Genomic DNA, 12,291 nt, shown 5'->3' on the forward strand with positions numbered 1-12,291 from the left:
CAAGAGTCGGCATTAGCTTGCCATACAGGCTAAAACTGAATTGGTTATTAGCTATACTTCTGCGAATATTCCATGAACAGACTGTCAGAAAAATTTGTTGCAGGCGGTTTTAGCTCAGCATTAATACTACTGTGTGGCGTCGGAGCAGTCTCATACTTGAGTATCGAAAGATTGACGGCAGAAAAGCGATGGGTAATTCATACATATCAAGTCATAGAAGGTTTAGATCGCGTGCGTATTGGTATTAGCAATGCCGAGAGCGCACAAAGTGGTTATATTCTCACGGAAAAAGCAGTTTACCGAGAAACTTATCAAGGAGAGAAGCAGGAAATTTACCAAGCGATCGCAGCCATGCGACAGTTAACCAGTGATAATCCTGATCAACAACGCCTACTGGATACATTTGAACCCCTAATTGCACAGAAATTTGCCTTGCTTGAGCAGTCAATCGAGCTATTCAGTCAAAAAAGTTTAGACAAGCCAACTCAAATGGCTATTAGCGATAAAGGTATAGAAGTACGCCAACAGCTCCAAGCAATCAGCCAAGCAATGGAAAATGAAGAAAAAAGCCTATTGCAACAGCGCACAGCAGTAACAGATGCTCGTTTATCTCAAATCATTACTGTGGTAAGTCTGGGGTATGGTTTAAGTGTTGTCCTGCTTATTGTTGTGTACTCACTGCTACAAAAGCAAATTCGCATTAACAAGGCTTTATCTGAAGAAGCTATTTGTTTGCAACAGCAAGCCGCAAAAGCAGAACTGGCGACTATTTTAGAGAGTGTCACAGATGCCTTTATTGCCCTCGACCACAATTGGTGCTTTACTTACGTGAATCAGAGAGCAGGTCAAATTCTTGACCGTCGCCCCGAAGACTTGATTGGCAAAAACATTTGGGAAGAACTCCCTGAAGCTACTGAACACAACTTTTATCACGCTTACTACCAAGCTGTGGCAGAACAGCGAGTCATTCAGATGGAGGAATACTATCCACCGTGGGAGCGCTGGTTTGAAAATCGCATCTACCCCTCTCAAGAAGGACTATCAATTTTTTTTCAAGATATCACTCGCCGCAAACTAGCAGAAATTGCCTTAGAAGAGAATGAAAGACGCTATCGTTCGCTGGTGATTGCCACTTCTCAAGCCGTCTGGATCGCTGATACTAAGGGGATGTCAAAAGACTTTTCATCTTGGGCAGATCTGACTGGCCAAACTGATACAGAAGTCAATGGACGAGGATGGTTCAATGCAATTCATCCCGAAGATCGGAAGTTGACAGAGTTGTTGTGGACTCAGGCACTAGCAACTAAAAGTCTTTATAAAACAGAGCATCGCGTGCGAGTTGCTGATGGCAGTTATCGATTTTTTGCCGCGCGTGCGGTTCCTGTCTTAAATGCCAATGAAGAGATTCAAGAGTGGGTGGGTACTCACACTGATATTAGCGAACAGCAAGCTGCGCTGCGCGATCGCAAGCTTGCCGAAGCCGCACTACAACAGGCAAATGAAGAATTAGAAAACAAAGTTCAGCAGCGGACGGTGGAATTACAAAGGCTGAATGAGGAACTCAAACGCTCGAACCAGGAGTTAGAGCAATTTGCTTATGTGGCTTCTCACGATTTACAAGAACCATTGCGAGCCGTGACGGGCTATAGCCAACTATTAGGACAGGAATATCAAGACCGTCTAGACGAGTCTGCTCAAGAATACTTTGCTTATATTGTAGATGGGGCAAAGCGGATGCAGCAGTTAATTCAGGACTTACTAGCTTATTCCCGTGTCGGAACTCGCGGTCAGAAATTTGCCTCTGTTGACTGCAATGCTGCCCTCAGTCTGGCTCTGAGTAATTTACATGTTGCAATCGCCGAAAGTAAAGCCATCATCACTCATGACCCTTTGCCAGAGTTAATCGCCGACAAAACCCAACTAGTGCAGTTATTTCAAAACCTGATCGGCAATGCTATCAAGTTTCGCCGACAGGAAGCACCCCAGATTCACATTGGTGCAGTCAGAAGAGGAAGGGGAGAGATGGAGAGGGGGAGAGGGGGAGCCGGGGGGCAGGGGGGAGAATTTATAACTTATTCACTTAGCACTCAGCACTCAGTTTGGCTTTTCTGGGTACAGGATAATGGTATTGGTATTAAGTCTCAGTATCTTGAGCGGATTTTTGAGGTTTTCCGACGACTTCACACCCGTCGTGAATTTACTGGTACGGGCATCGGTCTAGCTATCTGCAAAAAAATCGTTGAGCGACATGGTGGTAGAATCTGGGCTGAGTCCGAGCCAGGTGTAGGAACAACCTTTTATCTTACCCTCAATGAAAATTAAGTTACCTTAATATATGTAATATACATAGGCTTAATAAACAATTAATAACTGCATGATTGACGGTCAGGCATTCCGACACATTGAAATTTTGTTAGTTGAAGACTCTCCCAGCGATGCTAATCTCACCATCAAAGGCTTCTTAAATGCCAAAATCGCCAATAACTTGCACTGGGTTGAAGATGGTGAAACTGCTATGAACTACGTGCGACAGCAAGGCGAGTTTGCTAATGCCCCTCGTCCTGACTTAATCTTGCTCGACCTGAATCTCCCAGGGATGGATGGGCGCGAAGTACTAACAGAAATTAAATCAGATCCAAATTTCAAGTGCATTCCTGTTGTCATAATGACCACCTCAACCGATGAGCAGGACATACTACGTTCCTATAATCTCAATGCTAATTGCTATGTAACAAAACCCATTGATGTCTACCAGTTTATTCAAGTTGTACATTTGATCAAAGATTTCTGGCTGGTAGCAGTGACACTACCACGATCATAGGTTTTAAAATTTCCAATTTTGCTTGCAAACCAGAAGATTAAGCGCTTTTGACAAATGGGAAATCAGGTGACTATCTTGCAAATTGGTATAACCCTGCACTATGGAAAAGATCAGAATTCACATTCTACTGGTAGAAGATAGTCCTAGTGATACCCGTCTGTTACGCCAGATCTTTTTACATGCTTCTCAAGAAGAATGGCAGATGTCACATGTTGAACGGCTATCAGAAGCGATAGATGCGAGTAGAGAAAATTCTTTACCCACACTTGATAATTCTCAGATAGAGAGTTCAAGACAACGCAGATTCAATCTAGTTTTATTAGACCTCAGCCTCCCAGATTCTATTGGACTGGATACGTTGAAAGAATTTCGGGTAGCAATACCTGATATCCCAGTAGTAGTGTTAACAGGGCTTGATGATGAAGATTTAGCACTACAAGCATTAGCAGAAGGCGCACAAGACTACCTTGTTAAAGATCAATTAACCATACAACGGTTAGTGCGTGCTATTCGCTATGCCATTGAAAGGAGCGAAATTATTAACCAACTACGGGAGAGTGAAGAACGTACCCGTCAAGCACTGGCAAAGGAACAGGAACTCAATGAACTAAAGTCGAACTTTGTAGCAATGGTTTCTCACGAGTTCCGCACCCCGATGACCACTATTCAGACCTCTATAGATATCCTTGAATACAACAGTGATAAACTGACTGATGAGAGGAAAACAAAATACTTTGATCGAATTCAAAATGCTATTAACCAGATGCTTCAACTCTTAGATGAGGTATTATTCTTGAGTAAAACAGAAGCAGCTAAACTTGAATACAAACCTACATCTCTAAATTTAGAAAATTTCTGTAGCGAACTCATAGATATTTTTCAACTTAGTGCAGGCAATCAGTACAATATTATTTTTAGCTCTCAAGGAGAACACACCCAAGCCCAAATGGATGAAGATCTCCTAAATTGTATCTTCACTAATTTGCTCTCCAATGCTATTAAGTATTCTCCTGAAAATAGCACCATCTGGTTTGATTTGATTTGTAAAGATGGCCTTGCAACTTTCCAGGTAAAAGACCAAGGAATGGGTATCCCTCTCAAAGACCAAGCACGTCTATTTCAAACCTTCTATCGCGCCAGTAATGTAGGTGTAATTCAAGGTACAGGACTAGGACTTTCTATAGTTAAAAAGTGTGTAGATCTACATGGTGGTCATATTCAATTAGAAAGTGAGCAGGATGTTGGTACAACGGTGATAGTAACGCTGCCATTACGCTCTTTTGCACCCCACTACTAACAATTAATTAAGTGGTATAACTTGAAGAATAAATTGGACAGTCTTGTAAGAAGAAGATGGACAAAATGGAGGCTAAAGTATTGATTTTTTAGTTAGCATTGCTCGTCCCAAAACACCTATTCAGAACAAATCCAGTCTGAATATATCGTTACAATTTATCAGTTGGTTTTGAAATTATCTTTCTGCCCACCTCAAATATCGATACAATAGGCAGATCGATATATATGCACATGGCAGACCATCACCAACTCTCCAACTTTATTTGGCAAATTGCTGACTTATTACGGGGCCTTACCGTCCACCGCAGTACGAGCGTGTAATGTTACCAATGACGGTGCTGCGTCGCTTTGATTGTGTGCTTTCGCCAACTAAGCCGCAGGTACTAGCGGAGTGTAAAAAGTGGAGTGAACAAGGACTAAAAGATAAAGTCCTGGATGCAATGCTAAACAAGGTAGCAGGGCAGCGTTTTCATAATCGTTCAATATATTGCATCTGTGGAAATGGGGCAATCTCCGCCATCTACTGACTATTCATTATCAGTAGATGTAGGATTACCATTTTTACGCGCTCCGGTAGGTGAACTCAACATAGCTGATCAGAAATATGGAATTGGTCGTGGATTATGTACTATTCGATGCCTTCATTATCTTCACAAAGGCTTTGCATGGTGGGCGCTATATTGGGCGCGTACACAGTTAGCTTATGAAGCTACAGGTAGCACATACGAAGCAGTGGCATCAGAAGATGTTGCCAATTTATTAATACTTTTTCCAAGGTTAGATAACCAAATTGCGATCGCAAATTACCTTGATCATGAAACTGCCAAAATAGACACACTTATCTCAGCTAAAGAACGTCTGCTTGATTTACTAACAGAAAAGCGCCGCGCTCTAATTACTCATGCTGTAACTCGTGGGCTAAATCATAATTCACCAAAGACTGATTCCGGGGTGATATTGTTTGGTAAGATTCCTGGACATTGGAAAATTAGTAGATTAAGGTGGTTTGTCAAAACTTTAGAACAAGGTTGGAGTCCACAAGCCGAAGAAAGAGTAATTGCAGAAGAACAATGGGGAGTATTAAAGCTAAATGCTGTAAAAGAAGGTCAATTTGATGACTCAAAAGCAAAAGCTCTATCTGAATTTCTAGATATTCCAATAGACTTGGAAATTCGTCCAGGTGATTTTCTAGTAACAAGAGGTAATACACCTGAACTAGTAGGTTATGTTTGTTATGTTTCCAAAACAAGACCTAATCTTATACTTAGCGACTTAATTTATCGGTTACGTCTTGATGAATCAAAACTAAATGGCAAATTTTTAAGCTTTTTTTGCAAAGTCATATAGGACGATTGCAAATTATGGCAGATGCTAGAGGATCAAGTGTATCTATGGTTAAAATTTCTCAAGAGCATATTTTGGATTGGCTAGTGCCTATCCCTCCTTTGGAAAAGCAACATTATATCGCTCATTGGAAGGTAAAATTGGACAATCTTATGTGAAAGGTAAAGTTGGACAAGCTGTCTATTTTCTTCTTCAAATCACAGTCGGTCAGGTTTAAAGTAAATTGCGATTAATGGAGCTAAGCGGATTCGAACCGCTGACTTCCTCAATGCCATTGAGGCGCTCTACCAACTGAGCTATAACCCCTTAAGGTGCGTTATATATATTGCATTAATTATTGGTAATTTGTCAAGTAGTTTCTAAAATTTAAGTGTAAACTATATCATAGGCAACTCAGTGTGAGTACTTGCTACGACACTTGCAACAAATAAGTCATACAGTGACCCATCAGGAAGTAAACTACTAACATGGCAGCAGCCGCAAGAGCAACTAATGTACCAGCCAACATCAGAGAAAATTCTTTATTCTCGTAGGCTTTTTCCATTAGGTGCAGCGACCACGCCACCAGTGCCACATCAAAAACTAAAATAGGAATCAACATATTTCTTAATATTTGTTAATACTTGTAAAATAATATTAACACCCTTTTCAGGAAGTGTGTCTAACCTAGGGTAGATGTCATTAATGGAGGAATTACAGATCAGTAAACAGTTCGTACTGGTACGTTGCGATCGCCCAAATAATTTTTAATTTCTGCCACGCTCAATTGACCGTAGTGTAACAGAGATGCCAGTAATGCTGCTTGCGCTTTGCCTTGAGTCAACGCCGTATAAATATGTTCACAATTACCTGCACCACCAGAGGCAATAACTGGAATTTCTACAGCTTCAGCGATTGACCGTGTTAACTCTAGGTCATACCCAGCTTGGGTTCCATCAGCATCCATACTTGTTATTAGCAGTTCTCCGGCCCCCCGTTTTTCAACTTCTTGTGCCCACACTAAGGCATCTAAGCCTGTGTTTTCCCTGCCACCACGTACATACACATCCCACCCAGGGTTATTGGGTTCGACTCGCTGTCTAGCATCAATAGCAATAACTATGCACTGATTACCAAAGCGATCGCTGGCCCGATTAATCAAGTCTGGTTCACGTACTGCCGCAGAATTAATACTAACTTTATCTGCTCCCGCTCTTAACAAAGCTTTAACATTTTCTAAGGATTGAATGCCACCACCCACAGTTAACGGAATGAAGACTTGTTCAGCAGTGCGGTAGACCACATCCAGAATAATTCCCCGGTCTTCATGAGTCGCTGTAATATCCAGAAACACTAACTCATCTGCACCGGCTTCGTTGTAAACCTTTGCCAGTTCTACCGGATCGCCTGCATCTTGCAGATTGACAAAGTTAACTCCTTTTACAACCCGTCCCGCCTTCACATCTAAGCACGGTAAGATTCTTTTAGATAACATAGCAACTTTTGTACTTCTAGGTAATTGACCAGAATTTAAATTTTAAATTGGCGCGGGTATTCCCAAACGAAAATTTTTGCACGTGCGTTTATTTGCAAAGATTGCGGCGTAGATAACGCTCACACAGTTCCAAAGTCAACGTTGATAGCTGAATTATGGCGATAATATCCTCGAAAAAACAGCCTCCAGAACCTAATGGAGAACAAAAGCAGCGCCGGGAGTCGGCGAAAGCAGCCTCCACAGACAACATTTTGCAACCACAAGCTGCTATTGATGAACAAGATAAGCAAGAAGAGGGTATTCGACCGCAGCGATTTGCCGATTATATTGGTCAAAAAGATTTGAAGGATGTGCTAGATATTGCCATCAAAGCAGCCAAGTCTCGAAATGAGGTGCTGGATCACTTACTCCTATATGGGCCACCGGGATTAGGCAAGACAACGATGGCAATGATTTTAGCATCAGAAATGGGCGTAAGCTGTAAAATTACCAGTGCGCCTGCCTTAGAACGTCCACGCGATATTGTCGGGTTACTGGTAAACCTTAAACCAGGGGATATTTTATTTGTCGATGAAATTCATCGTCTCTCACGGATGACCGAAGAAATACTTTATCCGGCGATGGAAGATTATCGCTTAGATATCACTATTGGCAAGGGTTCAAGCGCTCGGATTAGAAGTGTGCCACTGTCAAAGTTTACTCTAGTGGGAGCGACAACACGTGTGGGTGCGTTGACTTCGCCACTGCGCGATCGCTTTGGTTTAGTTCAAAAGTTACGATTTTACGAAGTTGAGGAATTGAGCAAAATTGTCCTGAGAACCGCTCAATTACTTAAAACCCACGTTACAGATGATGGTGCAACAGAAATTGCGCGGCGATCGCGAGGAACACCACGAATTGCCAATAGGCTACTAAAGCGAGTCCGTGATTATGCGGAAGTAAAATTGTCTGGGCAGATTACTGAAGTAGTTGCATCAGAAGCATTGCAACTATTTCAAGTAGACCCTTGCGGCTTAGATTGGACAGACCGCAAGATGCTAAGTGTAATAATTGAACACTTTAACGGCGGCCCAGTCGGATTAGAAACAATTGCTGCCGCCACAGGTGAAGATACACAAACAATTGAAGAAGTATACGAACCGTATTTAATGCAAATTGGCTATTTAAGCCGTACTCCCCGTGGGAGAACAGCCACAAAAGCAGCATACAAGCATTTGGGGTTCACACCGCCTAATGAACAGTTGTCGTTGTTGTAATGATGGGATTGGGGATTGGGCATTGGGAATTAATTGTCTGTGATTTTAGTGCCTATGCCTCATCCTTAATAAATGCTTGCTGATTGCATAAGTTCCAGCGATGATAAATTGTGGAATTCAGACCACAGATGGACACAGGTAAAGCCAGATGATTAAGTTGATTACTATTTTTCTCAGTCTTTTGCTTGTGTTTAGCTGGGGTACACCAGTGATGGCACAATCTCAACAGCCCAGCATTACTCAAGAGCAATTAAAACAAGGGGATGAGTTGGCAAATCAAGCTTTTGCAGCTACAAACGCAGGCGATTTTGCTACGGCTGAAATGTACTGGACACAGATTATTGAGCAATTTCCTACTAATGCTGGGGCTTGGAGTAACCGAGGAAATTCGCGGGTAAGTCAGAATAAGTTGGAAGCAGCATTGACAGATTACAACAAAGCTATAGAACTTGCTCCAAATGTCACTGATCCTTATTTAAATAGAGGTGCGGCGTTAGAGGGTTTGGGAAAATGGGAAGATGCGATCGCCGATTATAATCATGTTCTAGAACTTGATCCTAACGATGCGATGGCGTACAACAATCGCGGAAACGCCAAGACAGGTTTGGGAAAATGGGAAGATGCGATCGCCGATTACAAAAAATCTAACGATATAGCCCCAAATTTTGCCTTTGCTCGTGCTAACTACGCCCTCGCCCTTTACGAAACTGGTCAAATAGACCAAGCAATCCGCCAGATGCGGAACATAGTCCGTAAATATCCTCAGTTTGCTGATATGCGTGCGGCCCTCACCGCTGCTTACTGGGTCAAAGGAGAACAAGGTGAAGCCGAAAGTAACTGGGTAGCAGCTTATGGACTAGATCCCCGCTATAAAGACATTAACTGGGTGACAAATATCCGCCGTTGGCCTCCCAGCATGGTAGCAGCTCTGGATAAGTTCTTGAAACTCAAGTAAAGGCGATCGCTAAGTACACAGCATAAGTAAGTGTGCAATAATTTTTTAATTCACGTCAAGAAAATCTCTGTGACTTGGCGTGAATTTAGCTATTAATCAGCCTGTTTTACCTGAGCGACTCTAAAAAGCCGTCTGCGATCGCAAAACATTATTCCTAACCAATGCTATCTTTTTTTAAAATTAGAACTGAAACTTAAAGAAATTATTAATTTTTTAAGTTTTGTTTTGATTGATACAAAGGGGCTGGGGCAATTTTCCATTTTCAAGATTGACTCTTCAATTTATCGAAACAGTTGGCTGGTATTCCATTCTACGAGTATCAAATTAGCAATCTAAATTCAGGATGATTTTTTCTTAGAGGTTTGATAAATTACTATAATAAATCCGCCAGTATTTACTTAGTCGTAATTTTAGAACTGTGCAAATTCATCCTCACTCACAATTTGAACATAACCCAAATCGCCATAGAGAAGAGGGTCTACAAAGATTACTTGACGGTCTTGTCAAGACAATGCAGCGGGATGAGTTAGTCCGCCAAACTACGAATCAACTGAAAGAATCGCTCCAGGTTGATCGCGTAGTTTTGTATTACTTTTACGGACAGTGGCAAGGGCAGGTAACATTTGAATCATTGAGTTCTCAGGAATTCTCAATACTTGGTTCCACTGGCCCAGATGATTGTTTTAACAACGAGTATGCCGCTCTGTATTTGGCAGGACGAGTAAGAGCGATCGCTGATATTGAATTAGAGCCAATCCAAGCTTGTCACCGAGATTTTCTCAGCAATATGCAGGTTCGTGCCAACCTCGTAGTACCCATTTTGATCCCCAGAGGATTATGGGGATTGCTAGCAGCACATCACTGTCAAGGGCCACGTTATTGGTCACCATTAGATATAGAAATGATGCAAACAGGGGCAAAAACTCTGGCAACAGATCCTAATATCCTAGAGAGTTAACTTACGTGTATTTAAATCGCATACAGTTAAGTAGTTAGGATACCTGCTAGCAGTATTCAAGAGGAGAAAAAATTGTGAAATTTGGTTACACAATTATCTGGGTAGACGATGTAGTTAAGACCGTTGAGTTTTACGAAAAAGCATTTGGTTTCCTTCGTCGCACTCTCCAGGATATGGGTCAGTTTATCTGGGCTGAAATCGAAACCGGAGACACTGTACTAGCTTTTTCCTCCACTAGCGAAGCACAAATGTTATTTCCTGGCGGTTTCCATCCCAATGATCCCACGCAACCACCAGCATTAATTCAGATATCATTCATCACGCCTGATGTTGCCACTGCCTATATTAGAGCCATAGGAGCAGGAGCAAAAGGATTAGATGCGCCGAAAAAACAACCTTGGGGACAGACAGTTGCTCGTGTCCGCGATCTTAATGGCGTGCTGGTGTCGCTAGTGAGTAGCTAGTACTACTGCGTTGGAATTCGTAATGACAGCTCCTACGGACGCTCTTTCCTCTCTACGAGACGCTGCGCTATCGCTAACGTAATTCCTATACCGCAAATGTTTCATTGATTAGGGCATCAAACAGGCAAAGTTATAATTAACGTAGCCTCTAGCCATGTTGCATAGTTCTATGACCCATCTTCTGACACTGGAACTGAACGATGAAATTTTCACCGCGATTCAGCGACAGGCTGAGGCGATTGGCGTTCCTCCTGAACGGCTAGCTGCAACGTTGCTAGAGCAGCAGTTTGGACAAGTTTTTAAATTGTTGCTGTCTGAAGCAGAAAAGGAGACAGCACGAGCCAGATTTGAAAGCCATTTTGGGGCGCTTAATCTCGAACATACTATTGATCTAAATAATGAGAGCATTGATGCAGATTTGGTGAGAGAGTATGCCAGTAACCACGCGGAGGGTTAGTACTAATCGATACTTCTGGGTTACTTTGTCTGCACTATCAGACTTAGCCTTTGCATACTGAAGCTAGTGCTGCCTACAAGAGAGCAACAATCCGATTAACTCACAGCTATGTCATTGCTGAGTACGTCGCATTAGCCACTGCAAGGCGTTTTCCGCGTTCATCCGTCCTTGCTTTTGTGGTTGATTTGCTGGATAACCCAGACATAGAAACAGTTTGGGTGGATGAGCCATTGCACCGAACAGCAGTCGATCTCCTAATGAAGCGGGAGGATAAAACCTACTCTCTATGTGATGCGTTGAGCTTTGTGCTAATGCGCCAGTGCGGAATTACAGAGGCATTGTCTACTGATCGGCACTTAGAGTAAGAAGGGTTTATCCGCTTACTGCGACCAGCAGGCTAACATGACAATGAAAAGTGAATATCGTGAGTTGGTGAATGAAGTCCTAAGAAAAATAGGACGAAATATATTAATGTTTCAGCAAATCGAGAAAAGTTTGAAACTGCTTCTTCCATTTATTCACTCAGATGCTAGTGCAAAAGGTATCGATAGCTTTTGGAAGTACAGAGAAGCAGCTAAATCGAAGACTCTAGGGAATCTAATAAATGCCTTTATTGAGTCTGCGGATTATGACACTGATTACTTTATCGAGAGATTAAGAGAGATGGTTGCCGAGCGGAACAAACTTGTTCATCACTTTGGTGAGTCGGAAGGTTTGAATATATTAAGCACCCAAGAAGGATGTAAAACTTGTATTGCTTACCTAGAATCACAGTACCAAGAGGCAATTTCCTTTTATAAAGAAATAACACTATTTGTATTTTGTGTAGTTACCTTCCTTCGAGAAAATTACGCTGAATCTAACCCAAAAATCGAACTTTTATATAAGCAATTAAAGGCAGATATTATTTCTTTTGACGTTGAATATATAAATCTGAACAATTCGTCTGAGACAGTATGGGAGAATACAAAAATTGTCAAGTTACTGCGTTTAGCCGAAACAAACACAGACAAAATAGGTGATATGACTTTGCTGGCAAGAGCGGGAGAATTTATTAAGAGTCAAGACCCTGAGTGTACACCTAAGAAGTATGGAATTAAGACACTAAAAGGTGTTTTGAAGGCGTCTGGCTTATTTGAAATTACCGAGAGTCAAGTTAGCGAGCAGAACAGCGTGTTTATTTTATATAAAAGTAAACTTTCGCACTAACAAATCGCTGCACAAACCGCAGGTTCCAATTTTTACACTTCGGTTAAATTGATTATG

The 12,291-nt window shown here is 41.9% G+C and carries 15 protein-coding genes and 1 tRNA gene; 13 read left to right on the forward strand and 3 right to left on the reverse strand.

Features of this window, described 5'->3' with window-relative positions:
• Positions 1-72 precede the first annotated feature (72 nt).
• The 6 genes from HCR01_RS18015 to HCR01_RS18040 all read left to right on the forward strand — a co-directional run bounded on the left by HCR01_RS18015 (position 73) and on the right by HCR01_RS18040 (position 5,619).
• Complete coding sequence (locus HCR01_RS18015) at positions 73-2,322, forward strand: CHASE3 domain-containing protein (protein ID WP_193197505.1); 2,250 nt, start codon at positions 73-75, stop codon at positions 2,320-2,322.
• 52 nt (positions 2,323-2,374) lie between these two features.
• Entirely contained in the window at positions 2,375-2,821 is a 447-nt protein-coding gene (locus HCR01_RS18020) for a response regulator (protein WP_193197506.1), read from the forward strand.
• A 100-nt stretch (positions 2,822-2,921) separates the two neighbouring features.
• The gene (locus HCR01_RS18025) at positions 2,922-4,118 is read left to right on the forward strand and encodes a hybrid sensor histidine kinase/response regulator (protein WP_193197507.1); all 1,197 of its coding nucleotides are present in this window, start codon (positions 2,922-2,924) and stop codon (positions 4,116-4,118) included.
• A 280-nt stretch (positions 4,119-4,398) separates the two neighbouring features.
• Complete coding sequence (locus tag HCR01_RS18030; RefSeq protein WP_413773953.1) at positions 4,399-4,644, forward strand: type I restriction-modification system subunit M N-terminal domain-containing protein; 246 nt, start codon at positions 4,399-4,401, stop codon at positions 4,642-4,644.
• Positions 4,619-5,464 (forward strand): hypothetical protein, encoded by an 846-nt coding sequence (locus HCR01_RS18035; protein WP_193197508.1) that lies wholly within the window; start codon positions 4,619-4,621, stop codon positions 5,462-5,464. The genes HCR01_RS18030 and HCR01_RS18035 overlap by 26 nt, the downstream gene beginning before the upstream one ends.
• Before the next feature lie 14 nt (positions 5,465-5,478).
• Positions 5,479-5,619 (forward strand): hypothetical protein, encoded by a 141-nt coding sequence (locus HCR01_RS18040; protein WP_193197509.1) that lies wholly within the window; start codon positions 5,479-5,481, stop codon positions 5,617-5,619.
• Positions 5,620-5,694: 75 nt separating this feature from the next.
• Here HCR01_RS18040 and HCR01_RS18045 read toward each other — a convergent pair.
• The 3 genes from HCR01_RS18045 to hisF form a co-directional block, all read right to left on the reverse strand.
• Positions 5,695-5,767, reverse strand: a tRNA-Ala gene (locus HCR01_RS18045).
• 103 nt (positions 5,768-5,870) lie between these two features.
• Positions 5,871-6,062, reverse strand: coding sequence for a hypothetical protein (locus HCR01_RS18050; protein WP_162394079.1), 192 nt, complete (start codon positions 6,060-6,062; stop codon positions 5,871-5,873).
• Positions 6,063-6,161: 99 nt separating this feature from the next.
• Positions 6,162-6,935: an imidazole glycerol phosphate synthase subunit HisF gene (gene hisF / locus HCR01_RS18055; RefSeq protein ID WP_193197510.1), complete on the reverse strand. Its 774-nt coding sequence runs from the start codon at positions 6,933-6,935 to the stop codon at positions 6,162-6,164.
• Positions 6,936-7,090: 155 nt separating this feature from the next.
• Here hisF and ruvB point away from each other — a divergent pair, with 155 nt between their 5' ends.
• The 7 genes from ruvB to HCR01_RS18090 all read left to right on the forward strand — a co-directional run bounded on the left by ruvB (position 7,091) and on the right by HCR01_RS18090 (position 12,234).
• Positions 7,091-8,191, forward strand: coding sequence for a Holliday junction branch migration DNA helicase RuvB (gene ruvB / locus HCR01_RS18060; protein WP_193197511.1), 1,101 nt, complete (start codon positions 7,091-7,093; stop codon positions 8,189-8,191).
• A 148-nt stretch (positions 8,192-8,339) separates the two neighbouring features.
• A complete protein-coding gene (locus tag HCR01_RS18065) occupies positions 8,340-9,146 on the forward strand; it encodes a tetratricopeptide repeat protein (RefSeq protein WP_193197512.1) in 807 nt (268 codons plus the stop codon).
• 418 nt (positions 9,147-9,564) lie between these two features.
• On the forward strand, positions 9,565-10,104 hold the full coding sequence (locus tag HCR01_RS18070) for a GAF domain-containing protein (RefSeq protein WP_193197513.1): 540 nt from the start codon (positions 9,565-9,567) through the stop codon (positions 10,102-10,104).
• A gap of 74 nt (positions 10,105-10,178) precedes the next feature.
• Positions 10,179-10,568 carry a VOC family protein gene (locus HCR01_RS18075; protein WP_193197514.1) on the forward strand — a complete coding sequence of 130 codons (390 nt, stop codon included), beginning with the start codon at positions 10,179-10,181 and terminating at the stop codon, positions 10,566-10,568.
• Between the two features lie 169 nt (positions 10,569-10,737).
• Positions 10,738-11,025, forward strand: a complete 288-nt coding sequence (locus tag HCR01_RS18080) for a hypothetical protein (protein ID WP_193197515.1) — start codon at positions 10,738-10,740, stop codon at positions 11,023-11,025.
• Between the two features lie 50 nt (positions 11,026-11,075).
• A complete protein-coding gene (locus HCR01_RS18085) occupies positions 11,076-11,390 on the forward strand; it encodes a type II toxin-antitoxin system VapC family toxin (protein ID WP_226889417.1) in 315 nt (104 codons plus the stop codon).
• A gap of 43 nt (positions 11,391-11,433) precedes the next feature.
• Positions 11,434-12,234: an OST-HTH/LOTUS domain-containing protein gene (locus tag HCR01_RS18090; protein WP_193197516.1), complete on the forward strand. Its 801-nt coding sequence runs from the start codon at positions 11,434-11,436 to the stop codon at positions 12,232-12,234.
• Positions 12,235-12,291: the final 57 nt, after the last annotated feature.

It is taken from the genome of Nostoc sp. MG11, from assembly GCF_014904695.1.
Classification (GTDB): Bacteria; Cyanobacteriota; Cyanobacteriia; order Cyanobacteriales; family Nostocaceae; genus Komarekiella.

What these genes read in the sequence shown, in the direction of transcription:
- HCR01_RS18015 (WP_193197505.1), top strand. Translation starts at nt 73, where the DNA reads ATGAACAGACTGTCAGAAAAATTTGTTGCAGGCGGTTTTAGCTCAGCA.
- HCR01_RS18020 (WP_193197506.1), top strand. Translation starts at nt 2,375, where the DNA reads ATGATTGACGGTCAGGCATTCCGACACATTGAAATTTTGTTAGTTGAA.
- HCR01_RS18025 (WP_193197507.1), top strand. Translation starts at nt 2,922, where the DNA reads ATGGAAAAGATCAGAATTCACATTCTACTGGTAGAAGATAGTCCTAGT.
- HCR01_RS18035 (WP_193197508.1), top strand. Translation starts at nt 4,619, where the DNA reads ATGGGGCAATCTCCGCCATCTACTGACTATTCATTATCAGTAGATGTA.
- HCR01_RS18040 (WP_193197509.1), top strand. Translation starts at nt 5,479, where the DNA reads ATGGCAGATGCTAGAGGATCAAGTGTATCTATGGTTAAAATTTCTCAA.
- HCR01_RS18050 (WP_162394079.1), bottom strand. Translation starts at nt 6,062, where the DNA reads ATGTTGATTCCTATTTTAGTTTTTGATGTGGCACTGGTGGCGTGGTCG.
- hisF (WP_193197510.1), bottom strand. Translation starts at nt 6,935, where the DNA reads ATGTTATCTAAAAGAATCTTACCGTGCTTAGATGTGAAGGCGGGACGG.
- ruvB (WP_193197511.1), top strand. Translation starts at nt 7,091, where the DNA reads ATGGCGATAATATCCTCGAAAAAACAGCCTCCAGAACCTAATGGAGAA.
- HCR01_RS18065 (WP_193197512.1), top strand. Translation starts at nt 8,340, where the DNA reads ATGATTAAGTTGATTACTATTTTTCTCAGTCTTTTGCTTGTGTTTAGC.
- HCR01_RS18080 (WP_193197515.1), top strand. Translation starts at nt 10,738, where the DNA reads ATGACCCATCTTCTGACACTGGAACTGAACGATGAAATTTTCACCGCG.
- HCR01_RS18090 (WP_193197516.1), top strand. Translation starts at nt 11,434, where the DNA reads ATGAAAAGTGAATATCGTGAGTTGGTGAATGAAGTCCTAAGAAAAATA.